This window comes from Shewanella pneumatophori, assembly GCF_023283895.1.
Classification (GTDB): domain Bacteria; phylum Pseudomonadota; class Gammaproteobacteria; order Enterobacterales; family Shewanellaceae; genus Shewanella; species Shewanella pneumatophori.
In genome coordinates this window covers 1-26078 of sequence record NZ_JAKILB010000024.1, presented here as the reverse complement: position 1 = coordinate 26078, position 26078 = coordinate 1, and the positions used below count along the sequence as shown (strand labels likewise).

Sequence of the window (26078 nt, the reverse complement as noted above, 5' to 3'; positions counted from 1 at the left end):
CGCTTTTTATGGATTAATTTGTATGATTATTATCAAAAATGGCAATTTAAACGGCTAATATTCACCAAAGTTATAATGAACATAATTGGATACTTATGAGTACACCTAAGCTAAAAGCGGTTATTTTCGATATGGACGGGGTGCTAATTGACTCTGAACCAAGCTGGCAAATAGCCATTTTTAAGGTTATGAATGACCTTGGTTTAAACGTAACGATGCAAGATATGACGCTAACAACTGGGCTACGTATCGATCAAGTTGTTGAGTTTTGGTATCAGCGTTGTCCGTGGGCTAATTACAATAATCAGCAAACCGCACAAGCCATTGTAGATCAGGTTGTCAGCTATATTTTAGCCGATGGTCAACCTATGCAAGGTGTAAGCGAAGCACTTGAAGCCTGTAAAGAACTAGAGCTAAAAGTTGGCTTAGCCACATCGTCTTCAAGCAAGATTATTAATGCCGTTTTAAACAGATTACAAATAGAAAGCTATTTTCAAGCCATTGAATCTGCAGAAAACCTGCAATACGGTAAACCTCATCCCGAGGTTTATTTAAATTGCGCTGCAGCGCTGAATATTGATCCTATCAATTGTTTAGCCATTGAAGATTCATTTAATGGATTAGTCGCCGCCCGCGCGGCAAACATGCAAACAGTGGCGATACCAGAGCCTCAACATGCCAATCTGACTAAATGGGCTATCGCCCATCAGCAACTTGATAGCCTGTTAGATCTCGCCGCTTACTTAACAAAGTCACCAAGCTAATCAGCTGCAACAAAGCGCCTGTATAGCTAAAGCCTGTAACCAAAAAGCCCATCTGATGATGGGCTTTTGATTGTGCAGCTATCAATTAGAACTATATATTTAGAGAGCTCTATTTAAAGATTTGTATTTAGAGATGTACTTTCAGAGCTACAATTTATGCTTATCGCACCGCAGCTACCAGTTCTTACCAATAAACAGGAACACGGTTTTCTCACCATCATCTGATGCGCCAAAACCAAAGGCCGCTGGGCCAACACTGGTATCTATACCTAAATACAAACTACCAGCGTAAATTAAGTCATCAAGCGACACATTATCTTTTTGGTTCCAGACGTTACCCGCCTCAATACTGGTACCAAGATATAGCGGGTACTCAGTCATGCCCAATACATCTCGCCCCAAATCATATTGATAAACAAAGGCGCCAAATACCTTGTGCGATCCATAAAGTGCATTCTTGTGATAACCAGATAGATTTAAAAATCCGCCGAGCTCTGACACGTTAACTGTAAATGCGCCGTCTTTATCTACTGTAGCAAACGAAGCAATACCCACAAATGCATGATTACCCACGCCAACAGCACCACGCCAATCGGCTTCATACTGCATTGAGAAGTCAGAAGACTCAGCTAAACCATTTAAATCATAGCCCTCTTTACGCATATACATATTAAATGTGAAACGGTTACCAGAGGTAGGGAAGTTAATACTGTTTAAGTCATCATAGGCAAACTTAAAATAACCACCGTAACCATCGTAAGGTACTCTGCCAAACGTCCATAAATCACTTTCAAGATCGCCTTTTTCGCCTAGTAAGCCAATCTCAACCATACCATTTTGGGTGTAGTTAATACCTATCCCAAGCTCGGCACGGTAAGCAGTTTGCTTTAGTTCTAAGACGCGATTGTTATTTTCAAAAAATCCCCAGTCTTTCAGCTCATACTCAACTCGTGCGCGGCTAAAGTACGTTTGCTCTTTAACCAATGGCTGATAAAACTCAGAGGCAATTAACTTATCAAACCCCAGCGAAAGCTCATTGCGCCACTCGCCGCCGTTTTCGGTAAGTTCGGTCATGGTGTAGGCCATGTCCAACGAAATCACCGAATCTAAGCTAAAGTCATCTTCCCAACTAAAGCCTAACTGGAAATAGTTTGGCCCCCAAGACTTTGCTTTAGTGCGAACCGTTAACACCCTCCCCTCTTCTGTGTCGGTGAATTCAGCATCAACACGCTCAAATTTATCTAAAGCGTAAATTCTATCTAGGCCAGTCTCTAACGATTCAACCGTAACCCGCTCGCCTACATTAAGATCTAAGTTATCAGCTAATAACTTCTCGCTGACTTTAGAGTCATTATCGTAAATCACCTTAATAAGTGGTCGGTCGATGTCTGCAACCCATTGCTGACTCTTTTGCTTTTTATGCGCTAAATATTGATTGTAATCTTGGCTAGCAACACTGTATTGCTCAAGCTTGTCAGTCTGTTCTCGGGCAGCGATTTCACCTAACGGCAAGGCAATAGGCATAATGCTAAAATCTGTGGTGCTGAGCTCACCAATATTAGGGCGGATCAAAATATCATGATCGGTTAACAGCGCTTTTTGTCTGTCAGAGCTAGCATTAGTCAATATAGTCGAAAGCTGATTAAGCACAGCAATGGTGCTGTTTAACTCTGACTTACCCACCAATGGAGAACCGATATCAACCGCAATAACAATATCTGCGCCCATAGCTTTAACCACATCAACTGGCATATTGTTAGCGATACCACCATCGACTAATAGCATGCCGTTAATCTGCGCCGGCTGCAGTGCACCAGGTACTGATGCTGACGCTTGCATAGCCGCTACCACGCTACCAGAGCGCAACACAACTGGCTCGCTAGTGGCCAAATTTGTGGCTACTGCGCGATAAGGAATGGATAAATCATCGAAATCACCAAACTGATGCACTAGATCGGTTGAGCTACGCAGCAACTGCGACATAGATTGCCCCCGTAGCAATCCTGCAGGGGTTTTAACCTCTTCATCGCTGTAACCGATATTGATAGGAATATTAAACTGATCGCGGGTTTCTTTATCACGGTAACTAAGTGATTCTCTTGGAATAGTATCTGAATACCCTTTGTCCCACTTGGTATTCATCATAATCGCCTCAATTTCTGCCGCACTGTATCCCAGCGCATACATACCACCGACATAAGCACCAATACTGGTACCGGCAATATAATCAATTGGGATCTGCTTTTCTTCGAGGACTTTAAGTACACCGATATGGGCCGCGCCTTTTGCGCCACCACCACTTAATACTAATCCTATTTTTGGGCGTTCCTGCGCAAGAGCAAATGGGCTTGCTATCGCTAAACAAAGAATAATAATTCTATGTATCATAATGTCTTTTTCGACTCTTTAAGTTATGTCTTAACGTATTTGATTTACACTCGAGCTGCAAGGTGTTGTGCCGCTATTAACCCTATCCTTCTGCTATCAGCGGTTGCTTTAGCCCCATATATACTTCGATGTCTTTCACTGACATTGGCTTAGCAAAGTAATACCCTTGAATAACATAACAGCCACGACTAAATACCTGCTCAAGCTGCTCGTGAGTTTCGACCCCTTCAGCAACCACATCTAGCTTTAGGTTTCTCGCCAACTCGATAATACTGCTGGCAATGGCTTGATCAGCCTTATTTGAAGCGATATCAATTAGGAATGAGCGATCAATTTTTAAGGTATTGACCTCAAAGTGGCGTAAGTATGCCAGTGATGAGTAACCAGTGCCAAAGTCATCAATAGCCACAGCGATGTTGAGTTTTTTCAACTCTTTAAGGTGCTGCTTAGCAACCTTTAGCTCTTTCATTAGCACGCCTTCGGTGATTTCAAGCGACAAATTAGCATTTGGCATTTGTGTATCAGCTAACACTTGCTGCACACCTTTGATAAAGTCTGGCTGCCTAAAGTGCAACGCCGACACATTGACCGACACTTTTATCTGTTCATCTAATTGTCGACTCCAAGGCGCTGCAATTCGACACGCTTCGCGCATTACCCAGCGGTCTATTTCAACAATGAGCCCGCACGCTTCAGCCACTTTGATGAAAATATCAGTGCGAACATAACCCTCTGTCGGGTGTTTCCAGCGCAGTAATGCCTCAACCCCAATCAACTTATCGCTATTTAAAATATCGATTTGCGGCTGGAAGTGCAGCTCAAACTCATTGCGTTCAATGGCTTTGCGTAAGTCAGCCTCTAGTCTTAGGTGATATAGCGCCTCAGCATTACGCTCTTGCGAATAATACTTAAAGGTGCCTTTACCTTCATCTTTGGCGTGATACATGGCCAAATCAGCATTCTTAATAAGTGCTTCGGGTTGCTTGGCATCTTCAGGCCATAAGCTGACACCAATACTGGTTGAAATAAAGAACTCACGCCCATATAGCTCGAATGGCCTTTGAATGCATTCAAGCAACTGTTCGCAAAGGTAATTTATTTCATCAATATTGGGGTTTTCACGCAGTAATATTACAAACTCATCACCACCGAAGCGACATAACACATGTTGTTCAGCGATAAGTGCCTGCAAGCGGCTGGACGCCTCGACTAATAATGCATCGCCCATACTGTGACCGTAAGAATCATTTACATGCTTAAATCTGTCTAAATCTAAAAACAATAAGGCTAAGTTACCGCCCTCTTTTTCAGCTTGATACACCGACTGAGAAAGTTTGCTGGAGAACAATGTCCTATTCGGTAGTGCCGTTAGTACATCGTAGTTTGCTAAACGGCGTAGCTCTGACTCTGCGCGTTTACGCTCGGTGATATCAGAAAACACCACTACGTAATGCGTAGCATCACCATTAGCATCTAATATGGCCGAAACGTTAAGCCACACAGCACGCTTATGATTTTCTAAACTGGCAACATGGCACTCACCGGCCCAACTTAGCCTTTGAGTGAGAATATCAGCTAGTCGTTTATCTAATTTTTCACCTTGTAGTACGTCATTAAATGGCAAGCCTATCAAGCGTTGTGCATCAAGACCTATCATGTCTTGTGCCGCCTTATTGGTTACTTCAATAACTTCGTCACGGTTGAAGATCAGTAATGCTTCGGAGGTATTTTCAAATGCTTGTGCCAACAGATAGATATCATTTTTAAGCTTACGCTGCTCAGTAATATCACTATAGATCCCAGCCACCCGCTCAATGGTGCCTGTCAGTTGATTACGTTTAACAGGCCGCCCCATTACCCGTAACCATCCCCAGCTTTTATGTTTGGTCCAATAGCGGTATTCCACTTCAAAGCGATCGGTTCGCTCATGCAGCATATCTTGCCACGCCGCAAGGGTTTCACTGGCATCATCTCTATGGATAGCAAATTCTTCGAGGCGCAGATAGATTTGTGGTTTATCAGCACTTAATAAGCCTGCTGTATTTTCAACTCTGAATAACTCGGTTTCTAGCTGCCACTCCCAGAGCTCAGAGTTACTACCTTTAAGTGCTTGCTTTAGACGGTCTTCACTATCTGTCAGGGCTGAGTTAATCCGCCTAAACGCCCTAACCTGTTGCTGACGAATGAAAATAATGCCTAAGCCAGCTAACATAAAACACAGGATCAGCAAGCCAGTAAACCAAGAGGTTTGCCACCAATACTTTTCTACATAAAAGTTGAATGAGAAAGGTTGCTCTGACCAAACCTCATTATCAAGGCTGATGATATCGATAACGTAAGAGCCAGCTTCCAAGCCAGAGATATTGAGTTGAGACTTTCCCTCTAGATAAAGGTAATTGCCGTCGCTATTATCAGACTCTCGCCGCAAGCGATATTTAAGCTGTAATGGTTTATCATCGAGGTAATTCTTGCGTGCAAATTCAAAGCTAATAAGCTGCGCACCTGGCAGTATGTGGTGGCCGGTTTGTGGCAGTAAACTTAACTCTGTGCGCGTCTCAAAATAGATCTCCATTGATTCAAGCATCACCACATCATTCGGCAAGCGGTTTTGCAGTAAATCAACGTCGACCAACATAGCTCCGTCAGGTGTACCTAGGTAAAGGCCACTCTCAGAGACAAAATAAGCGCCTTCATTAAGCTCATCACTAATCAAGCCATCTTGCGGCGAAATAACGATGACTTCACCGCTATTTAAATCTTTACGGATCAATGATCGCGGACACCCAACTAAGCGATAATGATCGATATTCTCAATAAAAAAGATGCCGCTGCAGCTAATATCCCATCTGTCGGTAATACTTTCTGTCGCGCCATTTTGCACATTAAAGCCCAACACCCCATGAGCTTCGAGGCCAAGCCAAAGCTCGCCAGGGTCCACTTCACTAATAAAGCGCACTGTCGATTCGCCAGCTTCAGTGACAATTGCATCCATTTTAGGATGAAAAGTTAGCTGCGAGTCCAAATAGCCGAAAATCCGATTACCACCTAACCACAATCGGCCATAGCTATCACGAGTTATCGCCATAACCACCAAAGCTGGCGAGCTATTCATCGAGCTAACAAGTTTTACTCGCTCTGGCTCCAATAGTCCCTGCTGCCAATAAAACAGACCTCGGCTAGTTGCAAACCAAATCCGCCCTTTGATAACGCTGTCAAAATAAGTGGTATAAACCACACTACTTTGCAAAGACTCTTTACCACCAGACCAGCTTGCAAAGCTTTCGCTATGAAAAGTCGCTTTATTTACTACTGAGAGACCGTTAGTACTAGACAGCAATAGATGCTCTTCATCTAAAGGATCTATTTTATAAATACTGTCACTTTGGCGTATGCCGTAGGGATTAATTTGATAGGACTGTTGAGTTCGCTTGTCGATTAAAATTAGACCATTATCGGTACCTAACCAAAGATGATTAGCTTCGGCAAAAATCGACCACACTAACTCATCTTGTATTTGATAAGGCGCTGCCTCAGTAAATTTATCCAATAGGAAATCAGGCTCTATCGCCAAAATAGCCACACCATCGCCAGAGCCGCCCACCCAAACAAAGCCGGCTTCATCCACGGCAATATCAAAGGTATAGTCTATATTGGACTTTTGCTTAAGTGCATCACCGTAAAAAGTGCCTGTTCGCTCTCCGGGTAACCAGCGCAGTAGGCCTGTATGAGTTGAAAGCCAAAGGTGCCCCTGCTTGTCTTCGGCAATGTTGCTAACATAATGGTCAAGCTGTTCGACTTTAGCAATCGACAGGCTTTGTAAGTCAAGTTGAAACAGGCCTTTGCTGCTGCTAATCCAAGCTCGGCCAGCTGAGTCTTTAAAGCTATAGTTGATATCGCCCCAAGCATCATCCCAATCAAGTATCTGCTGCCGCACCCCATAGCTATCACGTACTTCTAGTTGCCGATCGCGGCCAATAAGCAAGCTATCATCACTAAGCGCAAACATGATCCTTGAAGGTTGATCTGGATGACTTGGCAAGAAACTGATTCGATTCAGCGTCATTGCTTGGTAATTAAAACGCAGTAACTCGCCTTCATAGGTAAGTAACAAGCGGTCGCCATTAGCGTCTTCAATCTGAGATGCTATGCCTCCACCGCGATATTCTGGAAATAACTCAGGAGTGCCGAACTCAAGGAAGTGATTGGTCTTTATATCGTACAAATAAACGTTATAAATGCCACTAACAAGCAGGTGCCGCTCGCTAATCGGTTCGGCCAAATATAAGATGCTGTCGCTTAACTGAGATTGTAAGCCGCTTTTATCGATACGTCGTACTTTGTTACTACTTACACGATACAAACCTTCGTCAGTTGCCAACCAAGTAAAGCCATGTTGATCAAAACTGATATCCCAAACGGTGCCATTCGTCAGCCCGTCACTTGCAGTAAACACCCGCTGCACCACGCCGCTAGCCAATGCGGGGGCAGCGCCGGAAATAAGTAATAAGAGTAAGCTAAACCAAATTTTTTTAATTATTATTTTCATCTGCTTTACCACGTTCAGATTAACCTGAATGTATCATTTAGGTAACAGATATTCACCCTTTGATTGCTTAAAAAGCATTCTAAAAAATAATGAGATATAAAAAAAGCGCTCCTAAGAGCGCCTTTTAAAATATTAGCAAATGCTTACTTTTTCTTCTTTGCCTTTGGATTTGGCAAATCAGTAATTGAACCTTCGTAAATCTCTGCCGCTAAACCAACTGACTCATGCAGTGTTGGGTGAGCGTGAATGGTTAGTGCTAAATCTTCAGCATCACAACCCATTTCAATTGCTAGGCCAATTTCACCTAGCAGTTCGCCACCGTTAACACCAACAATAGCACCACCAATAATACGGTGAGTATCTTTGTCGAAAATTAGCTTGGTCATACCATCTGCACAATCAGATGCGATTGCACGGCCACTTGCAGCCCATGGGAAAGTCGCAGTTTCGTAAGCAACACCTTGCTCTTTTGCTTCTTTCTCAGTTAAACCAACCCAAGCTACTTCTGGGTCAGTGTAAGCAATTGATGGGATAACTTTAGGGTCAAAGTAGTGCTTAAGACCAGAAATCACTTCTGCCGCTACGTGACCTTCATGCACACCTTTGTGTGCAAGCATTGGTTGACCAACGATGTCACCAATTGCATAGATGTTTGGTACGTTAGTACGCATTTGCTTATCAACATTGATAAAGCCACGCTCATCAACATTTACGCCAGCTTTTTCTGCGTCTAGGTTTTTACCGTTTGGTACGCGACCAATAGCAACCAATACTGCGTCATAACGAACAGGCTCAGCAGGTGCTTTCTTGCCTTCCATTGTTACGTAGATGCCATCTTCTTTGGCTTCAACTGCAGTCACTTTGGTTTCAAGCATCAAGTTGAACTTCTTCTTGATCTTCTTGGTGTAAACGCGAACTACGTCTTTGTCTGCTGCAGGAATAACTTGGTCGAACATCTCAACCACGTCAATCTCACTACCTAGTGAAGAGTATACCGTACCCATTTCTAGACCGATGATACCGCCGCCCATAACAAGCAGCTTGCCTGGAACTTCTTTAAGTTCTAGCGCATCAGTTGAGTCCCATACACGTGGGTCTTCATGAGGAATAAATGGTAATTGGATTGGGCGAGAACCCGCAGCAATAATTGCCTGCTCAAAATGAACAACTTTAACGCCGTCTTCACCTTGAACTTCTAGCGTGTTAGGACCAGTGAATTTACCTAGACCATTAACTACGTTAACTTTACGCATTTTAGACATTCCGCCTAAACCGCTAGTTAGCTGACCGATTACTGATTTTTTGTATTCACGTAGCTTATCAAGATCAATCTGAGGCTCACCAAAAACTACACCGTGGCTAGAAACCGCTTTCGCTTCTTCAATTACTTTAGAAACGTGAAGCAAAGCTTTAGAAGGGATACAACCTACGTTTAGACATACACCGCCTAACGTGCTGAAACGTTCAACGATAACAGTATCTAGACCTAAATCTGCAGCACGGAATGCAGCTGAGTAGCCAGCAGGGCCAGCGCCTAGTACAACTACCTGAGTTTTAATTTCGTTACTCATGTTTTCCTCTATTCTTTTTATGTCGTTGGTGGCACCGAGTTAACGATAAAACCGACTCAACGATAAACTGTGGCCAAATCTTGTAAGGTGGCCGCATTTTAACCTTTGTTTGATACTGATCACAATCCTAGAAACGCTTAATCTTACTGATGTTTACTAATTGTATTAATCAAGCGCCTTAGAAAATAGGCTGCTTGTATTAAGCAGCCTATTAGGATTAAAGCACTAAGGTACGAATGTCTGACAGACAGTTATTCAAGTAAGTAATGAAGCGCGCACCATCAGCACCATCAATCACTCGGTGGTCATAAGACAGTGACAGCGGCAACATTAAGCGCGGCTCAAACTCTTTACCGTTCCAAACAGGCTTCATGTCTGACTTAGAGACACCAAGAATCGCAACCTCTGGCGCGTTAACGATAGGAGTAAACGCCGTACCACCAATACCGCCCAAGCTTGAGATAGTGAAGCAACCACCTTGCATATCAGCAGCTGTAAGCTTGCCTTCACGGGCTTTCTTAGAAACTACTTTCAGCTCATCAGATAGCTCGTGAATGCCTTTCTTGTTCACATCTTTAAACACAGGAACAACCAGACCATTTGGCGTATCTACAGCAATACCTACGTTAACGTACTTCTTCAAAATTAAGCTTTCGCCGTCTTCTGACAATGAAGAGTTAAAGGTTGGGAATGCTTCTAACGCTTTAGCAACTGCCTTCATGATAAACACAAGTGGCGTGATCTTCATGCCAGACTCTTTCTTCGCTTCGGCAGCATTTTGCGCCTTACGGAAAGCTTCTAGTTCTGTGATATCAGCGTCATCCCACTGGGTAACATGCGGGATCTTCACCCAGTTACGGTGAAGATTAGCACCAGAAATCTTCTGAATACGTGATAACGGCTTAACTTCTGTTTCACCAAACTTGCTGAAGTCCACTTTCGGCCATGCAAGTAGGTTTAGCTCACCGCCACCAGCTGCAGTTTTAACTGCGCCAGACTCAACTTGCTTAATAGCCGCTTTAATGTAGTTTTGAACATCTTCTTTCACTACGCGATTCTTACGGCCAGTACCTTTAACGTTCGCTAGGTTAACGCCTAGTTCACGCGCCATGCGACGGATAACAGGTGAAGCATGGGCATAAGCACTGTTTTCAACAAAATCTTCTTTCGCTGCAGGCGCCGCTGCTTGGCTAGTAGCAGAAGCCTGAGCCGCTGGAGCTTGGCTTGCAACAGGAGCAGGAGCTGCTTGTACTGGAGCAGCAACTGGTGCACTACCAGCCACTTCAAATGTCATAATCAAAGAGCCAGTCGATACTTTATCGCCTTGAGCCACTTTAATTTCTAACACTTTACCGGCAAACGGTGCAGGCACTTCCATTGCAGCCTTATCGCCTTCAACACTGATAAGTGATTGCTCTTCAGTAACAGTATCACCCACGTTAACCATGATTTCAGTCACTTCAACTTCATCACCGCCAATATCTGGCACGTTAACGTCTTGTACTGAAGGTGCTGATGCCACTGCTGCAGGTGCTGCAACTGGCGCAGGAGCCGCGGCAGCAGGAGCTGAACCCGCAACTTCAAATACCATTACTAAGCTACCTGTAGACACTTTGTCGCCTACATTCACTTTGATCTCTTTTAGCACGCCAGCAAATGGTGCAGGCACTTCCATAGAAGCTTTGTCGCCTTCAACACTCATTAGTGATTGTTCTTCAGTAATGCTGTCGCCAACTGTTACTAAGATTTCAGTCACTTCAACTTCATCGTCGCCGATATCTGGTACGTGAACTTCTTGTAGCTCAGCCGCAGCTGGTGCAGCTGGAGCCGCAACCGGTGCTGACTCAACTGCAGCAGGAGTAGATGCTGCGCCTTCAGATTCAAAGATCATAATCAATGAATCGGTAGACACCTTGTCACCTACAACTATTTTGATTTCTTTAACAATACCCGCTTGCGGTGCTGGAACTTCCATCGCCGCTTTATCGCCTTCAACAGAGATAAGCGATTGCTCTTCTTCTACCTTGTCGCCAACGCTAACAAGGATCTCTGTTACTTCAACCTCATCCGCACCGATGTCTGGTACATTAATTTCGATTGTCATTTTGTATTGCCTCTTACGCGTATAGCGGGTTTGTCTTGTCAGCGTCGATGTTGAATTTAGCAATTGCTGCTGCAACTACTGACTTTTCAATATCGCCACGTTTAGCGAGTTCATTCAGCGCAGCTACCACAACGTAGCCAGCATTTACTTCAAAGTGACGACGTAGGTTTTCACGGCTGTCTGAACGACCAAAACCGTCAGTACCTAGTACTTTGAATGATTCAGAAGGCATAAATGCACGAACTTGTTCAGCATAGTTCTTCATGTAATCGGTTGCAGCAATTGCAGGTTCAGTGCCCATTACTTGAGTAATGTACGCAGTCTTTTGCTCTGCTTCTGGGTGCAGCATGTTGAAACGCTCAACATCTTGACCTTCACGAGTTAGCTCGTTGAATGAAGTCACAGAGTAAACATCTGATGCGACGCCGTACTCTTCACTTAGAATTTGAGCAGCTTTACGTACTTCGTTCATGATAGTACCAGAGCTCATTAACTGAACCTTGTTGCTACCTGTGTACGACTCAAGCTTGTAGATACCTTTACGAATACCTTCTTCAGCACCTTCTGGCATTGCTGGCATTGCGTAGTTTTCGTTCATTAGCGTCAAGTAGTAGAACACGTTCTCTTGCTCGCCATACATGCGACGGATACCGTCTTGCATGATTACCGCTAACTCGTATGCGAATGTTGGGTCATAAGAGATACAGTTTGGAATCGTATTCGCTTGAACATGGCTGTGACCATCTTCGTGCTGTAGACCTTCACCGTTTAGCGTTGTACGACCTGCTGTAGCACCTAATAGGAAACCACGTGCTTGCTGATCACCTGCCATCCATGCCATGTCACCAACACGTTGGAAACCAAACATAGAGTAGTAGATGTAGAACGGGATCATCGGTAGATCGTTAGTGCTGTATGACGTTGCCGCAGCAACCCATGAAGACATAGCACCTAGCTCGTTGATACCTTCTTGCAATACTTGACCAGAAGTCGCTTCTTTATAGTAAGACACAACACTGCGGTCTTCAGGTGTGTATTCCTGACCATGCGGGTTGTAAATACCGATTTGACGGAACAGGCCTTCCATACCGAAAGTACGTGCTTCGTCAGCAATAATAGGAACGATGTTCTTACCAATGCCTTTGTTCTTTAGCAAGATGTTCAGCGTACGCACAAATGCCATTGTGGTTGAGATTTCACGCTTTTGCTCGGTAAGCAAAGAGCTGAACTCTTCAACTTCTGGAAGCTCTAGTGCTTTGGTGAAGTTTGGTAAACGCTGTGGTGTATAACCATGCAACGCATCACGACGTGCGTGTAAGTACTTGTACTCTTCCGAACCTTCTTCAAGCGTTAGGTAAGGTAGTTCAGATACTTTTTCATCGCTTAGCAAATCTTCTAGACCTAGACGGTTACGTAACTGTAGTACGTGAGTCATGTCCATTTTCTTCACGCCGTGAGCAATGTTCTTGCCTTCAGCCGCTTCACCCATACCGTAACCTTTAACTGTTTTAGCTAAGATTACCGTTGGCTTGCCTTTGGTTTCTTGTGCGTTTTTAAATGCAGCGTATAGCTTAGAAGAGTCATGACCACCACGCTTAAGCGCGAAGATCTCTGCATCTGTCATGTCTGATACTAATGCTGCAGTTTCTGGGTACTTACCAAAGAAGTGCTCACGTACATAAGCGCCATCTTTTGACTTAAATGTCTGGTAATCACCATCGATTGTTTCGTTCATAAGCTGTAGCAGCTTACCTGTCGTGTCTTTAGCGATTAATGAGTCCCAGTTGTTACCCCAAATCACCTTAACTACGTTCCAACCAGCACCTTTAAATAGGCCTTCAAGCTCTTGAATAATCTTACCGTTACCCATAACTGGGCCATCTAGGCGCTGTAGGTTACAGTTGATTAGGAAGCATAGGTTGTCTAGCTTTTCACGCGAAGCAAAAGAGATAGCACCACGTGATTCTGGCTCGTCCATCTCGCCATCACCTAAGAATGCATATACACGCTGCGCAGAAGTATCTTTCAAGCCGCGACCTTCCAAGTACTTAAGGAAACGTGCTTGGTAAATTGCAGACATTGGGCCTAGACCCATAGATACTGTTGGGAACTGCCAGAACTCAGGCATTAGTTTAGGGTGCGGGTATGAAGGAATACCTTTACCGTCTACTTCTTGGCGGAAGTTGTCTAACTGCTCAGCAGTTAAGCGACCTTCCAAGAATGCGCGAGAGTAGATACCTGGAGAGATATGACCTTGGTAATAAACCAAATCGCCGCCATCTACTTCGTTTGGCGCACGGAAGAAATGGTTAAAACACATTTCATAAAACGATGCCGCAGATTGGTAAGAAGCCATATGGCCACCAAGATCTAAATCTTTCTTAGATGCGCGTAGCACGATCATGATCGCGTTCCAACGAATGATCGAACGTAGACGACGCTCTACCGTTGTATTACCAGGATATGCAGGCTCTTGGCTCGTAGGTATCGTGTTGATGTAGTTGGTCGTGATACCCGTAGGCATATCAACACCGTCTAAACGGGCCTTATCGAGTACTTGTTCAAGTAGGTATTGAGCGCGCTCAACGCCTTCTTCGCGTACAACTGATTCTAGAGCTGACAACCACTCGTTAGTTTCTAGTGGATCGATGTCGTTTAGCATATGTTCAGACATTTTGCAGTCCTTTCCTATACGTAATACCTAAGTAACTACAGGCAGTTCTTAGTGTATTTAACCATTGAAATTTAGTTAGGGTATAAGCTGCTACTTATTATTGAGCTAGCTTATACACCACTCTTTAATCGACGCAGGCTACGCTGCAGTCTACTGTCTTCTTCCCTTACAGATAGCATCACCTCTTCAATGTAACTTAAGTGTTCATTGGAGGCTTCGCGGGCTGCTTCAGGATCTCGGCGAACAATCGCTGCAAGCAGTGCTCGTCTATGATCATTTGCCGTGGTAGAGGCTTCTTCGCGTCGGCTTAAAAGCTCTAAGTTTTGTGCCACGTTTTTATGCAGCACAGGGGATAAACTCAATACGAGATGCAGCATAGCTACATTGTGTGATGCTTCTGCTACCGCGCGATAAAAACGCACAATTGCATTTGCTTGCTCTTCGATAGATTTAGCTGATTCAACTTCTAAAATCGTACGCTTGATATTTTGCATATCAGCGTCGTTACCACGAAGTGCCGCAAAGTAAGCCATCATGCCTTCAGTAGCATGACGAAACTCCAGTAAGTCATACTGACTTTCTGAATCTGAATGCATAAGTTCAACAATTGGATCGGCAAGACTTTGCCAAAGCTGCTCTTTTACATAGGTTCCGCCGCCTTGACGACGCATTAACAAGCCCTTTGCTTCAAGCTTTTGAATAGCTTCACGCAGAGAAGGGCGCGAAACTTCAAATTGCAATGCCAGTTCACGTTCAGGTGGCAGCTTTTGACCAGGCTGAATACTGCCCTCTAAGATCATTTGCTCCAACTGTCCCATGATGACATCGGATATTTTTGGCTGGTTTATTTTGCTATAAGCCATATGGGCCTCAGCTCCTATTGTAAATTGGTCTTACCAATTTAATTGACTGAGCGCACTTTATCAAATCACACTTTGAATGTCCAGTTAGTGATCTACATCAAATCTATGCGCGATGTGTGAGCATAGCTGATTTTCGTCATAATGGGGTCAGACCAATGTGCCAATTTTTTTAAGGCGCGCGTTGATAATAATTATTATAAGCAATTAAACATGGAGAGATTTTTGGTAAATGGACAAGAGTTTTAAGTGTTAATACGGCTCGTAGCAAAGTACAGAGCCGTATATAAATCAGCCTAATTAGTTTATTAAAATCAAAATTAGGACTGACTAATTTTTAGCTAACTACAGGTTTAAATGCTGATTAATTAACCACCCCGAAGATGGTCATTAATGACAACACTGTAATTAACAAAATGAAATTACGTTTACTCAGCTGAAGTAATGCAATCGTTGACTGCAAACAGACCGGAGCAGAAGATGATTCTGGTAAGGTTTCAGCTGCTAATGCGACCTGAGTAATAATGTCTCTAGCACTACGTTTGGGGTCTAAAACTTGTGTGAGCCAAGTGGAAATAGCCTTACTAAAATGACCACTTAATACATAACCAAACGAGAACACCCGGCTAGGCAACCAATCGAGCACAAACAATAAGTTATCGACTAAAGGCAATTCAGCCTTTGCATTGCGGCTTTGCTCACTATAAAAGCGCACCGTACAATAAAGCACTGCACCTACTGGCCCTAAAATAATTAAGTAAAGCGCAATCGCACCGTAATAGCGGTAATTAATCCAAGCAACGCTTTGGCCTACTTGAGTGCCTAATTGCTTTTCAGACACAGTAGTGAGGTTTTGGCTAGGGTCTAATTCATTTGCATAATTAAAGCAGGCTTGTGAATCACCACGACAGGCCGCTTGAATATAGCGCTTAAATGCTTGTCTTTGCGGATTATGACTAAAACATAACACCGCAATTATGACCCACAATGCCACGCTTAGTGCGCCCCATAACATGCCAGATAAAAGCCAAGTTAATAGGTAGACTATAACTGCGGGGATGACTGCTGCTAACGTCATAGTGCCTAATGACGGTTGCTTGTCTTCGGTAAGTGTCTTGTAATATCTCGATAGCAACGCATCAAACTGCCACGAACTCGGCAATAAACGTAACCGTTCAACCAAGATTGCGATTAACAACGCAAACAAAGCCATAATATTCACCTTCAATGTTAACGAGTTAAATTAGCCCTAATTAAGGTCTAGCTTAGCCCTAACCTACAACGCCTTTTTAAAGCGTTGCCAATCAAAACTGTCACCAGGGTCAGTTTTTCTGCCCGGTGCGATATCGCTATGACCTGTTATTCTATCTAACGTAATATCAGGGTAGCTGGTCATTAAACTCTTAGTCAGCTCAATTAATTTGGCGTACTGTAACTCTGAATAGGCCACAAGATCTGTACCCTCAAGTTCAATGCCTATTGCAAAATCATTACAACCTATACGTCCATCAAAGTCAGACACACCAGCATGCCAAGCTCTTTCGTTACAAGAGACATATTGCACCAGCTCGCCGTCACGCCTAATCAAAAAGTGCGCTGAAACCTCAAGCCCTTGCAGGTCTTTAAAGCTTTCATCAGCTTCAACATCTAAGCAGCCTTGAAATAACTGGTCTATATAAGGCAAACCAAAACATCCAGCTGGCAAACTTATATTATGAATAACCAGCAAGCTGACTTCTTTGTCCGGCCTTTGATTAAAATGTGGAGATAAGCAAAGTCGTGCCTGTTCCACCCAGCCATTGAATAAATTCAGTGCCAACAGAAAGATCCTCGAACAAAATATTGAAATAACTTTAGCAGTTTTAACCCCATGAATATAGTTAGGCTTTTTAGTTTTATTAGGCCAATAACATCAATAATTCCAAGCGATAAGCCACAATAATGCTAGCTTTGTTTGCAAAACTTTATGTTAAGATTAAAACCACTATTAAAGCGTGCTCAATATATACAACGGTTATAAGCCAGTAAGGACAACCACCATGCTTGAAAATGATATCCGACTTTCAGTTAAAGCAGCTCTAGATGAAGACTTAGGCCATCAACAAAGCCATACAAGCCAACCTTCAGCGCTACGATGCGATGCAGATATTACTGCGCAACTTATTCCTGCTGAAAAAATTGCTCAAGCCAATTTAATCACCCGTGAAGAAGGTGTGTTTTGCGGTAAAGCATGGGCAGAGCAAGTTTTCAATCAACTTGGTGGTGAAGTCGCGCTGCATTGGCACGTGGACGATGGCGATCTTGTGGTGCCTAATCAGTTATTGTGTGAGCTTGAAGGTCCTGCCCGTGCAATTTTAACAGGCGAGCGCACCGCGATGAACTTCATTCAAACCTTATCGGGTGTGGCTACCTTAACTAAACTCTATGTCGACAAGCTCGCCGGCACTCATACCCGCTTACTAGATACCCGCAAAACCATTCCAGGATTGCGCACAGCACAAAAATACGCGGTAACTTGCGGTGGCGGTCAAAACCATCGTATCGGTTTATTCGACGCCTTCTTGATTAAAGAAAATCATATTATGGCTTGTGGTGGTATCGATAAAGCAATTCAAGCGGCAAGAGAACTTCATGCAGACAAACCGGTTGAAGTCGAAGTAGAAAGCATTGACGAACTAACTCAAGCACTTGATGCACAATCTGACATCGTCATGCTAGATAACTTTGATGTGACCATGATGCTAGAGGCGGTAGAACTCAATAATCGTTATAAAGCTAATGGTCAGGGTGTAAAACTTGAAGTGTCAGGTGATGTAACCATAGATACTATCGCCAACTTTGCCAAAACAGGGGTTGATTACATCTCTGTTGGTGCATTAACAAAGCATGTTAGAGCTTTAGATCTGTCATTGAGACTGAAATAGCCTAAGAGCAAACAGCCAAAGTACAGTGATGCTTGTGAGTTGAAGCAAGGGTTACGGGTACTATAGTAAATAAGAGGCTAGCACTATTAAGTGCTAGCTCGTTGTTTACTAAAATACTCATTCACGAACATGCTCAAGAGCTAACTTAAAAGCCAATTCATAACTAATTAAAGAGCTAACTAAAGAGCTAACTAAACAACTAAGCCATACCTTTCAATTGAGATGACTTAGTTCAAAAACATACTACTAATACAGATTAAAAGACTGCGCTCTTACTAAGTCATTTAATCTATTTTCCTCTATAGTTTTCTGGCGTGCACAGCAACTCAACCTGTTAATTAAGCCATTACTTAAATAGCCATCCAAACAACCACCTAAGCAACTACTTAATTAGCAAATAATTACTATAGATCACTCTGCTGATTGCATATTTCATTGTTAGATAGCGAACGCTCAAAAAATTGACACTCTGTTTACTTCTGCCAAAAAAATAGCAATCAACACTAAACAGACAGCCGCAAAACCATATCAAAACGCAAAAACAACCAAACACACAATAAAATAACGCATTAATTACATTTCACTATTCCATTTTACCCACCTTTGTACTAACTTGCAGGTATACCGATGTGCAGACTCGGTTAGAACAATTAGAAACGATTAATGGCACAGTCTAATTAAACAGCAATTGGACTTTTTAGCTGCTAAATAGCTAAAGCACTGGATGAGTAATCTTATGTCCTTTGTTGAAAAAAGACTCTCTTTTCATCGTTTTTAAATGATAACTCCTGCAGTTAATTTTTAACCTAGGTTAAAGATTAGTTAAAGGGATAAACGGATGACTCGTCGCCATGCTTTTAGGTGAACAATTTACTTCACACACCAAAGGCAAGTTTGGATATTGCGACACGCTAACGCAGGAGCACTCAGCAGGGTTGACGCACACATTTAACGAATGATGATTTTATGAAGTACTAACCCAATTCAAGCCAGCACGTTCATAACAAGATACGAGCTCTAATTTTTAGGTTAGCCACTATAGATTTAATCACAATTCAAACATCTTTCTAATGGAGATAGACATGCAAAATAAGATGAAGAACATGAAAAACGCTAAGGGTTTCACCCTAATTGAATTAATGATCGTAGTGGCGATTATCGGTATTTTGGCAGCGATTGCACTGCCTGCTTATAAAACTTATACGCAACGAGCAAAATTTAGTGAAGTCGTACTTGCTGCAACTCCTGCAAAGACAGCTGTTGATGTGTGTGTTCAAACAGGTTCTAGTTGTGCAAATATATCAGAGGATGCTGCAGGTTGGGCTGATGGTCCTAAAGTAGACTCAGTGTCAATTGATGCAAATATGGTCGATGACGATAACGATGCTAATACTCCAGACGTGATTGACCCTGCCGGCGGAATAGTAATCACTGTAACTTCTGTTGGTGATCCAACGTTTACTGATGGCCCTTATACTTATGTATTAACTGGCACACCTACGACTGCAGGCTCAACTAAATGGGTTGCATCTGGTACTTGTCAAGAAGCTGGTCTTTGCTAGTAATTTAAAATTCGGGAGCAATTTTGCTCCCGAATTTTATTGGAATATTCAATGCCAACAACAGGTCTACACTTAGGCTTATCCACACTCTTTATTCGTAAAGGCTTACTTAGCGAAGAGCAGATTTCGACTGCTATTTCGAATTCACGTAAACAAAAAACTTCTTTAGTTACAACTATAATCAAAAACAGCCTTATTTCGGCGTCAAAGATTGCTCAACTTTGCTACGAAGAGTATGGAACGCCACTTCTTGACTTGGATGAATTTGATATAAGTTCAATTCCTGATGATTTCCTTAATAAAAAGCTAATCGAAAAGCATCGATGTATCCCGCTGTTTAAACGTGGAAATCGTTTATATATAGCGACTTCAGACCCTACGAATATCATAGCTTTGGAGGATTTTCAGTTCAGTGCAGGCTTACATACCGAAGCTATTTTAGTCGAGGATAACAAGCTAGATAAAGCACTGGAAACTATTTTAGAAGACGACATTAGCAGTTTAGACTTAAGCGCCATTGATGACGGTGCATTAGCAGAAATAGAGGTTACCGATACAGACAAGCGCGATGAAGAACAAGATGGCACAGGCAAAGATGATGCCCCTATTGTTATCTATATCAACAAAATTCTTACCGATGCTATTCGTAAAGGCGCGTCAGACTTGCACTTTGAGCCTTATGAAAAACGCTACCGTATTCGCTTTCGTATCGACGGCATATTGCATGAAGTATCAGAGCCTCCAGTAAATTTATCGGGACGTATTTCAGCTCGCTTAAAAGTAATGTCAAAACTTGATATTGCAGAGCGCCGGGTACCACAAGATGGTCGCATTAAGATGAAGCTGTCGCGCAGCAAGTCTATCGATTTTCGTGTTAGTACCTTGCCCACTATTTGGGGTGAGAAAATCGTAATGCGTATTTTAGACTCCTCATCTGCACAACTTGGTATCGAAAAGCTGGGTTATGAGGATGACCAGCGCTTGCTATACGAAGAGATGCTGCAAAAGCCGCAAGGAATGATATTAGTAACTGGGCCTACTGGTTCAGGTAAAACTGTCTCACTCTATACTGGACTTAATATTCTCAATACCGAAGAACGTAATATTTCTACTGCAGAAGATCCGGTCGAAATTAACCTTGAAGGTGTAAACCAAGTTCATATTAATTTAAAAGCAGGGCTAACCTTTGCTTCCGCGCTACGCTCATTTCTACGTCAAGATCCAGATGTGGTAATGGTCGGTGAGATCCGCGATTTAGAAACCGCAGAAATTGCTATCAAAGCAGCGCAAACTGGCCACTTAGTTTTATCAACTCTACACACCAACTCCGCAGCAGAAACATTAACCCGTCTGATCAATATGGGCGTGCCAGGTTATAACATTGCCAGCTCGGTAAATCTGATTATCGCCCAGCGTTTATCACGTCGCTTATGTACCAGTTGTAAAGAGCCGGAACAAATTCCAGCAGAAGCGTTACTCAAGCTTGGTTTTACTCAGCAGCAAATTGATAGCGGAATAACCCCGCACAAACCTGTCGGCTGTGATCTATGCTCTGGCGGCTATAAAGGCCGTGTTGGTATTTATGAAGTAATGAAAATGTCTGATGAAATTGCTCGTACTATCATGGAAGGTGGTAATTCATTACAAATTCTTAAGCAGGCTAAACTTCAAGGAATGCGAGATCTCAGAGATTCTGGACTTTTAAAAGTGATTCAAGGAGTCACTAGCATTGCCGAAGTTAACCGTGTAACAAGCTTCTGATTGAGCTAAAAATAGCTATGCTTTATCTCTAGGGTGACAAAAAAAGCGACAAAACAAGGCGCTACTACAAGTAATCAACTACAAGGCCCACTATGGCAATCGCAACTAAAACGTCAAAACAATCAAGAGAACGAAAAAAAGCCCAGAAAAGCCAGCCAAAAGTTGTTACTTATACGTGGAACGGTACCAATCGAGATGGTGGTAAAACATCGGGGGAGTTGCGTGGTGTATCTAGTGCGGAAATTAGAGCACAGTTAAAAGCTCAAGGCGTTATTCCTAAAGGCGTGCGTAAAAAGTCCCCTCCACTATTTAAGTCAGAAAAAAAAATCAAACCCATGGATATCGCCATGGTTACTCGTCAAATAGCGACCATGCTTGCTGCAGGTGTCCCTATCGTCACAACCTTAGAGCTTTTGGGAAAAGGCCATGAAAAGCCGAAAATGAGGGAGCTATTAGCAACTATAGTCAACGATGTTCAATCAGGTATTCCATTGTCAGAGGCTTTAAGGCCACACAGATTGTATTTTGATGATTTATACGTTGACCTTGTTGGAGCGGGTGAGCACTCAGGTTCGCTTGATCAGGTATTTGATAGGATCGCGACTTACCGCGAAAAATCAGAAGCCTTAAAATCCAAAATCAAAAAAGCTATGTTCTATCCAGCTGCTGTTGTGGTTGTCGCAGTTTTGGTCACAGCATTACTGCTTCTATTTGTTGTACCTCAATTTGAAGATATCTTTAACGGTTTTGGTGCTGAGTTACCTGCGTTTACTCAATTCATTATTGGTATATCCCGCTGGCTGCAAGCTTCTTGGTATATCTTTGTAATAGCAATAATTGTGGGAGTTTGGGGCTTTAAAAGGGCTCATCGTAATTCACAACTATTTCGAGATAGAGTCGATGAATTCGTACTTAAAATCCCCGCTATCGGTGACATATTACATAAAGGCGCCATGGCAAGGTTTGCCCGAACCCTTGCTACAACATTTGCAGCCGGCGTACCTTTAATTGATGGTTTAGAGTCTGCAGCAGGAGCCTCTGGTAACGCCGTGTATAAAAAAGCTATTTTAAAAATTCGTACAGAGGTGATGTCTGGTATGCAAATGAATGTAGCCATGCGCACTACAGGCCTATTTCCTGATATGTTAATTCAAATGGTTATGATTGGTGAAGAATCCGGCTCACTAGACAATATGCTAAATAAAGTCGCTAATATTTATGAAATGCAAGTTGATGACGCCGTAGATGGCCTATCTAGCCTAATTGAACCTATTATGATGGTTGTAATCGGTACCGTTGTTGGCGGCTTGATTGTTGGTATGTACTTACCTATTTTCGAAATGGGTAATGTAGTAGGATAAATGTATTATTGAATACATCAGTATTCACCATCTGCTATTTAGGTAGCTGTTAGACCAAAAGAAAAATAATGACTGAACTAATTTCTGTTTTTAGCCAGCTTCCTTGGCTTTTTATCTCGTTAAGCTTTGTGTTTGCCGCTGTAATCGGTAGCTTCTTAAACGTGGTCATTCATCGTATGCCCGTAATGATGAAACGAGACTGGCAACAAGAGTGTAATCACTACCTAAGTGAATATAAGCAAGAGGTTTTCGACGCAAACCAAAAAAAGCTAGAAGCGCCAATTGACGCCTTTCCTGAAAAATACAACCTCGTAATACCAGGTTCTGCATGCCCTAAATGCAAAACCAATATTAAGCCTATTCATAACCTACCGATCCTCGGCTGGTTAATGCTTAAAGGAAAATGCGCCGCATGCAGCACCCCTATTTCCGCACGCTATCCCCTAGTGGAGTTAATCACTGGTTCTCTGATTGCTTTCTTGGCTTGGCATTATGGCCCAAGTCTTGAATTTGTATTAACAAGCGCACTTACTTTTTGCCTTATTGCGCTTACAGGTATTGATTTAGATGAAATGCTTCTTCCAGATCAAATTACACTACCTCTACTATGGCTTGGACTTATCGTAAACCTAGATGCAACTTTTGCCAGTACTTCAAATGCGTTAATCGGTGCCGCAGCCGGTTACTTAAGTCTTTGGAGCGTATTTTGGGTATTTAAACTACTCACAGGTAAGGATGGAATGGGCTACGGCGACTTTAAGTTATTAGCCGTATTTGGTGCATGGTTTGGTTGGCAAGTATTACCGCTTGTAATACTACTATCATCACTTGTCGGCGCAGTTATAGGCATCGCACTTATCGTCTTCAAAAAGCTAAACCAAGGTAATCCTATTCCATTTGGTCCTTATATTGCTGCAGCAGGTTGGATTGCTATGATTTGGGGTGAGTCTATAACAAATTGGTACCTATCCACTTTATAACAAGAGATAAAATATCATATGGCCAGTTATATCATTGGACTCACTGGTGGCATTGGCAGTGGCAAAACAACTGTTGCTAATATTTTTGCTGACTTAGGCATAACATTGGTCGATGCGGATATCGTTGCCAGAGAAGTTGTACAGCCAAACTCAAACGGCTTAAATAGCATAGTTGCGCATTTTGGTTCTCAAATCTTGCTAACTGATGGCAACCTAAATCGCTCAAAACTAAGGGAGCTTATTTTTGAGGATGATTCTGAACGCCTTTGGCTGAACAAACTGTTACACCCGCTGATCAGAGAGACTATGCTGCAACAATGTAAAGAGGCGCAATCTGACTATGTAATTATGGTTGTCCCCTTGCTATTTGAGAACGGGTTAGATAGCTTAGTAGATCGTACTCTTTTGGTGGATATTTCACCTGAGTTACAACAACAAAGAACGGTCGATAGAGATGCAGTTACCGTTCAACAGGTAAAAAATATAATAGGCAGCCAAGCTTCAAGAGCTGAAAAACTGTCAAAAGCTGATGATGTCATAGACAACCAGGGAGAGATATCGGCGTTAAAGTGCAAGGTACAAGCACTGCATAACCTTTATTTGAATTTAGCTAATAATTCCTAAATGACGCCATGACAAATTTGATCTATGAACAGCCACTAAATGAAAAAATCCGTAGTTACTTGCGCCTTGAATATTTAGCGCAGCAATTGCAGGCTAACTTAGATCATGACCACCAACATCGGTGCTTCGATCCACTCTTTTCATTATGCGAACTCACTGAGCGATGCGATTATCGCGGTGAAGTACTAAAAGATGTCGACAGACAACTATTTGCACTCTCAAAGTGGCAATCACTACCATCAATTGATGACGAACAAATAGCTATATATATATCTAGACTGAGCGCAGCAAGAGACATATTACAAGTTGCACTGCGACCAGGGCATGAATTAAAACAAAACCGCTTTCTCACAGCATTAAGACAAAGATTTAATATGCCTGGAGCTAGTTGTAATTTCGACTTACCACAACTTCATTATTGGCTTGCCAAACCTTGGCATGTTCGCCAAGAAGAATACCAAGATTGGATGAGTCAGTTTTCAAGTCTATTAGCCCCCATCAACCTACTGCTTGAGTTAACCAGACAAACGACTAGCTACCAAAGCAAGCATGCCAATGGCGGTTTCTATCAAGGAACTAGTGAACAAGCATTATCATTAATTAGAGTAAAACTCACTGCGGAACAAGGTTGCTACCCAACTATAAGTGGACATAGAAACCGCTATGCCATCCACTTTGTACGTTTTGATGAGCAAAAGCATTCTGACCAAGCTATTGAATTCGAGTTGGCAACCTGCAGTTAAGCCTTTAAAATTACCTTATACACTTTCAAACGTCAGATTTATAGCTGGCGAGGTCTATTATGTCTTTATCAGTAAAATGCCCAACCTGTCAGCAATCTGTTGAATGGAACGCTGAATCTAAATTTAAGCCTTTTTGTAGTGATCGCTGTAAACTCATCGATCTTGGAGATTGGGCTTCTGAAAAGCATGCAATTCCTGTTAAACCACAATTTGATCCTGAGTTACTAGATCAATTGGGATACGATGAAGCTGAGTTTTTTGTAGGCGAGCCTTCAGATGATGGAAAATATCAATGACTAAACTAGTCCATGTTGCTGTAGGTGTAATTAAAGATGGAAATAGAATTCTTTTAGCTAAGCGCCCACAAGAACTTCATCAAGGCGGAAAATGGGAGTTCCCGGGTGGTAAGGTAGAACAAGGTGAAACAACTTCTGAAGCATTAATTAGAGAGCTTAAAGAAGAGGTTAACTTGGATGTTGTTCATACCGAGCCAATGATGGAAATTCATCACGATTACGGCGATAAAAAAGTATTCCTCGATATTCATTGGGTAGAAAACTTTAGCGGTGCTGCGCACGGTATGGAAGGCCAGCAAGTCAGCTGGATAGAGAAAGAACATCTACAACAATACGACTTCCCAGAAGCCAATAAGGCTATTTTGGAAAAGATCCTAAGCTAATATCAGCTTGTTAAAATTACTCATGAAAAGCCCGCTACATCTTAGCGGGCTTTTTTTATTATCTTTCGAGAATTCTGTTTTGTCTTCACTTTTACAAAAGTGAAATCAAAGTGGCGCCTAAAAATGAACAGCTTCGCGCTACTCTCGTAGTTCGCGCAGCGAACACATGGGGGTGAAAGTGAGGCGTTTTGAAGACGCAGTATTCAGCCCCTCTGCTTTAAGTGAAGAGTGAACGCGAAGAAGCTTGCCTTCGAAGCTGGAGGCGAGGTACACGGATGTGCCGAATGCCTGAAACGCATGGACGCAGTTTCTGGCCAAGCTCAGCGGCGGGGCGACGTTGGGAGTCGTTCTTCTCGCGCAGCGTATATACGAAAAAAGCCCTAGCGTTGTTTGCTAGGGCTTTTTCGCCTCTCTTTCGAGAATAATTAGGCGCCTGGAAATGACCTACTCTCACATGGGGAGACCCCACACTACCATCGGCGATATTGCGTTTCACTTCTGAGTTCGGAATGGATTCAGGTGGTGCCACAACTCTAT

General features: G+C 42.7%; 18 protein-coding genes and 1 rRNA gene. 10 read left to right on the top strand and 9 right to left on the bottom strand.

Annotated features, from left to right (window positions below):
- The first annotated feature begins 95 nt into the window (after positions 1–95).
- Positions 96–764, top strand: coding sequence for a hexitol phosphatase HxpB (gene hxpB / locus L2740_RS21085; RefSeq protein ID WP_248951962.1), 669 nt, complete (start codon positions 96–98; stop codon positions 762–764).
- Positions 765–938: 174 nt separating this feature from the next.
- Here the strand turns inward: hxpB and L2740_RS21080 are convergent, their stop codons facing one another.
- The 8 genes from L2740_RS21080 to ampD all read right to left on the bottom strand — a co-directional run bounded on the left by L2740_RS21080 (position 939) and on the right by ampD (position 16729).
- Complete coding sequence (locus tag L2740_RS21080; protein WP_248951961.1) at positions 939–3152, bottom strand: patatin-like phospholipase family protein; 2214 nt, start codon at positions 3150–3152, stop codon at positions 939–941.
- Between the two features lie 82 nt (positions 3153–3234).
- Positions 3235–7698: an EAL domain-containing protein gene (locus L2740_RS21075; RefSeq protein ID WP_248951960.1), complete on the bottom strand. Its 4464-nt coding sequence runs from the start codon at positions 7696–7698 to the stop codon at positions 3235–3237.
- Positions 7699–7841: 143 nt separating this feature from the next.
- A complete protein-coding gene (lpdA, locus tag L2740_RS21070; RefSeq protein WP_248951959.1) occupies positions 7842–9269 on the bottom strand; it encodes a dihydrolipoyl dehydrogenase in 1428 nt (475 codons plus the stop codon).
- Between the two features lie 217 nt (positions 9270–9486).
- Positions 9487–11373: a pyruvate dehydrogenase complex dihydrolipoyllysine-residue acetyltransferase gene (aceF, locus tag L2740_RS21065; RefSeq protein WP_248951958.1), complete on the bottom strand. Its 1887-nt coding sequence runs from the start codon at positions 11371–11373 to the stop codon at positions 9487–9489.
- Between the two features lie 13 nt (positions 11374–11386).
- Entirely contained in the window at positions 11387–14047 is a 2661-nt protein-coding gene (aceE, locus tag L2740_RS21060) for a pyruvate dehydrogenase (acetyl-transferring), homodimeric type (RefSeq protein ID WP_248471438.1), read from the bottom strand.
- Between the two features lie 110 nt (positions 14048–14157).
- Positions 14158–14910 (bottom strand): pyruvate dehydrogenase complex transcriptional repressor PdhR, encoded by a 753-nt coding sequence (pdhR, locus tag L2740_RS21055; RefSeq protein ID WP_028767886.1) that lies wholly within the window; start codon positions 14908–14910, stop codon positions 14158–14160.
- Positions 14911–15271: 361 nt separating this feature from the next.
- Positions 15272–16120, bottom strand: coding sequence for a beta-lactamase regulator AmpE (gene ampE / locus L2740_RS21050; protein WP_248951957.1), 849 nt, complete (start codon positions 16118–16120; stop codon positions 15272–15274).
- Positions 16121–16183: 63 nt separating this feature from the next.
- Positions 16184–16729 carry a 1,6-anhydro-N-acetylmuramyl-L-alanine amidase AmpD gene (gene ampD, locus L2740_RS21045; protein ID WP_420833552.1) on the bottom strand — a complete coding sequence of 182 codons (546 nt, stop codon included), beginning with the start codon at positions 16727–16729 and terminating at the stop codon, positions 16184–16186.
- A 217-nt stretch (positions 16730–16946) separates the two neighbouring features.
- Here ampD and nadC point away from each other — a divergent pair, with 217 nt between their 5' ends.
- The 9 genes from nadC (at position 16947) to mutT (ending at position 25541) form a co-directional block, all read left to right on the top strand.
- The gene (nadC, locus tag L2740_RS21040; protein WP_248951955.1) at positions 16947–17831 is read left to right on the top strand and encodes a carboxylating nicotinate-nucleotide diphosphorylase; all 885 of its coding nucleotides are present in this window, start codon (positions 16947–16949) and stop codon (positions 17829–17831) included.
- Positions 17832–18913: 1082 nt separating this feature from the next.
- Positions 18914–19393: a pilin gene (locus L2740_RS21035; protein ID WP_275974444.1), complete on the top strand. Its 480-nt coding sequence runs from the start codon at positions 18914–18916 to the stop codon at positions 19391–19393.
- Positions 19394–19444: 51 nt separating this feature from the next.
- The gene (gene pilB, locus L2740_RS21030; RefSeq protein ID WP_248951954.1) at positions 19445–21154 is read left to right on the top strand and encodes a type IV-A pilus assembly ATPase PilB; all 1710 of its coding nucleotides are present in this window, start codon (positions 19445–19447) and stop codon (positions 21152–21154) included.
- A 92-nt stretch (positions 21155–21246) separates the two neighbouring features.
- Positions 21247–22515 carry a type II secretion system F family protein gene (locus tag L2740_RS21025; RefSeq protein ID WP_248951953.1) on the top strand — a complete coding sequence of 423 codons (1269 nt, stop codon included), beginning with the start codon at positions 21247–21249 and terminating at the stop codon, positions 22513–22515.
- 68 nt (positions 22516–22583) lie between these two features.
- Positions 22584–23495: a prepilin peptidase gene (locus L2740_RS21020; RefSeq protein WP_248951952.1), complete on the top strand. Its 912-nt coding sequence runs from the start codon at positions 22584–22586 to the stop codon at positions 23493–23495.
- An 18-nt stretch (positions 23496–23513) separates the two neighbouring features.
- Positions 23514–24119: a dephospho-CoA kinase gene (coaE, locus tag L2740_RS21015; protein WP_248951951.1), complete on the top strand. Its 606-nt coding sequence runs from the start codon at positions 23514–23516 to the stop codon at positions 24117–24119.
- Positions 24120–24127: 8 nt separating this feature from the next.
- Positions 24128–24862 (top strand): cell division protein ZapD, encoded by a 735-nt coding sequence (gene zapD / locus L2740_RS21010; RefSeq protein ID WP_248951950.1) that lies wholly within the window; start codon positions 24128–24130, stop codon positions 24860–24862.
- 59 nt (positions 24863–24921) lie between these two features.
- Entirely contained in the window at positions 24922–25158 is a 237-nt protein-coding gene (gene yacG, locus L2740_RS21005) for a DNA gyrase inhibitor YacG (RefSeq protein ID WP_248951949.1), read from the top strand.
- Entirely contained in the window at positions 25155–25541 is a 387-nt protein-coding gene (mutT, locus tag L2740_RS21000; RefSeq protein ID WP_248951948.1) for an 8-oxo-dGTP diphosphatase MutT, read from the top strand. The genes yacG and mutT overlap by 4 nt, the downstream gene beginning before the upstream one ends.
- A 431-nt stretch (positions 25542–25972) precedes the next feature.
- Here the strand turns inward: mutT and rrf are convergent.
- Positions 25973–26078: ribosomal RNA gene (rrf, locus tag L2740_RS20995) — 5S ribosomal RNA — on the bottom strand; the annotation flags it as partial.

Excerpts from the sequence above, each read along its gene's own strand:
- hxpB (WP_248951962.1), top strand. The coding sequence starts at position 96 with ATGAGTACACCTAAGCTAAAAGCGGTTATTTTCGATATGGACGGGGTG.
- L2740_RS21080 (WP_248951961.1), bottom strand. The coding sequence starts at position 3,152 with ATGATACATAGAATTATTATTCTTTGTTTAGCGATAGCAAGCCCATTT.
- L2740_RS21075 (WP_248951960.1), bottom strand. The coding sequence starts at position 7,698 with ATGAAAATAATAATTAAAAAAATTTGGTTTAGCTTACTCTTATTACTT.
- lpdA (WP_248951959.1), bottom strand. The coding sequence starts at position 9,269 with ATGAGTAACGAAATTAAAACTCAGGTAGTTGTACTAGGCGCTGGCCCT.
- aceF (WP_248951958.1), bottom strand. The coding sequence starts at position 11,373 with ATGACAATCGAAATTAATGTACCAGACATCGGTGCGGATGAGGTTGAA.
- aceE (WP_248471438.1), bottom strand. The coding sequence starts at position 14,047 with ATGTCTGAACATATGCTAAACGACATCGATCCACTAGAAACTAACGAG.
- pdhR (WP_028767886.1), bottom strand. The coding sequence starts at position 14,910 with ATGGCTTATAGCAAAATAAACCAGCCAAAAATATCCGATGTCATCATG.
- ampE (WP_248951957.1), bottom strand. The coding sequence starts at position 16,120 with ATGGCTTTGTTTGCGTTGTTAATCGCAATCTTGGTTGAACGGTTACGT.
- nadC (WP_248951955.1), top strand. The coding sequence starts at position 16,947 with ATGCTTGAAAATGATATCCGACTTTCAGTTAAAGCAGCTCTAGATGAA.
- L2740_RS21035 (WP_275974444.1), top strand. The coding sequence starts at position 18,914 with ATGCAAAATAAGATGAAGAACATGAAAAACGCTAAGGGTTTCACCCTA.
- pilB (WP_248951954.1), top strand. The coding sequence starts at position 19,445 with ATGCCAACAACAGGTCTACACTTAGGCTTATCCACACTCTTTATTCGT.
- L2740_RS21025 (WP_248951953.1), top strand. The coding sequence starts at position 21,247 with ATGGCAATCGCAACTAAAACGTCAAAACAATCAAGAGAACGAAAAAAA.
- L2740_RS21020 (WP_248951952.1), top strand. The coding sequence starts at position 22,584 with ATGACTGAACTAATTTCTGTTTTTAGCCAGCTTCCTTGGCTTTTTATC.
- coaE (WP_248951951.1), top strand. The coding sequence starts at position 23,514 with ATGGCCAGTTATATCATTGGACTCACTGGTGGCATTGGCAGTGGCAAA.
- zapD (WP_248951950.1), top strand. The coding sequence starts at position 24,128 with ATGACAAATTTGATCTATGAACAGCCACTAAATGAAAAAATCCGTAGT.
- yacG (WP_248951949.1), top strand. The coding sequence starts at position 24,922 with ATGTCTTTATCAGTAAAATGCCCAACCTGTCAGCAATCTGTTGAATGG.
- mutT (WP_248951948.1), top strand. The coding sequence starts at position 25,155 with ATGACTAAACTAGTCCATGTTGCTGTAGGTGTAATTAAAGATGGAAAT.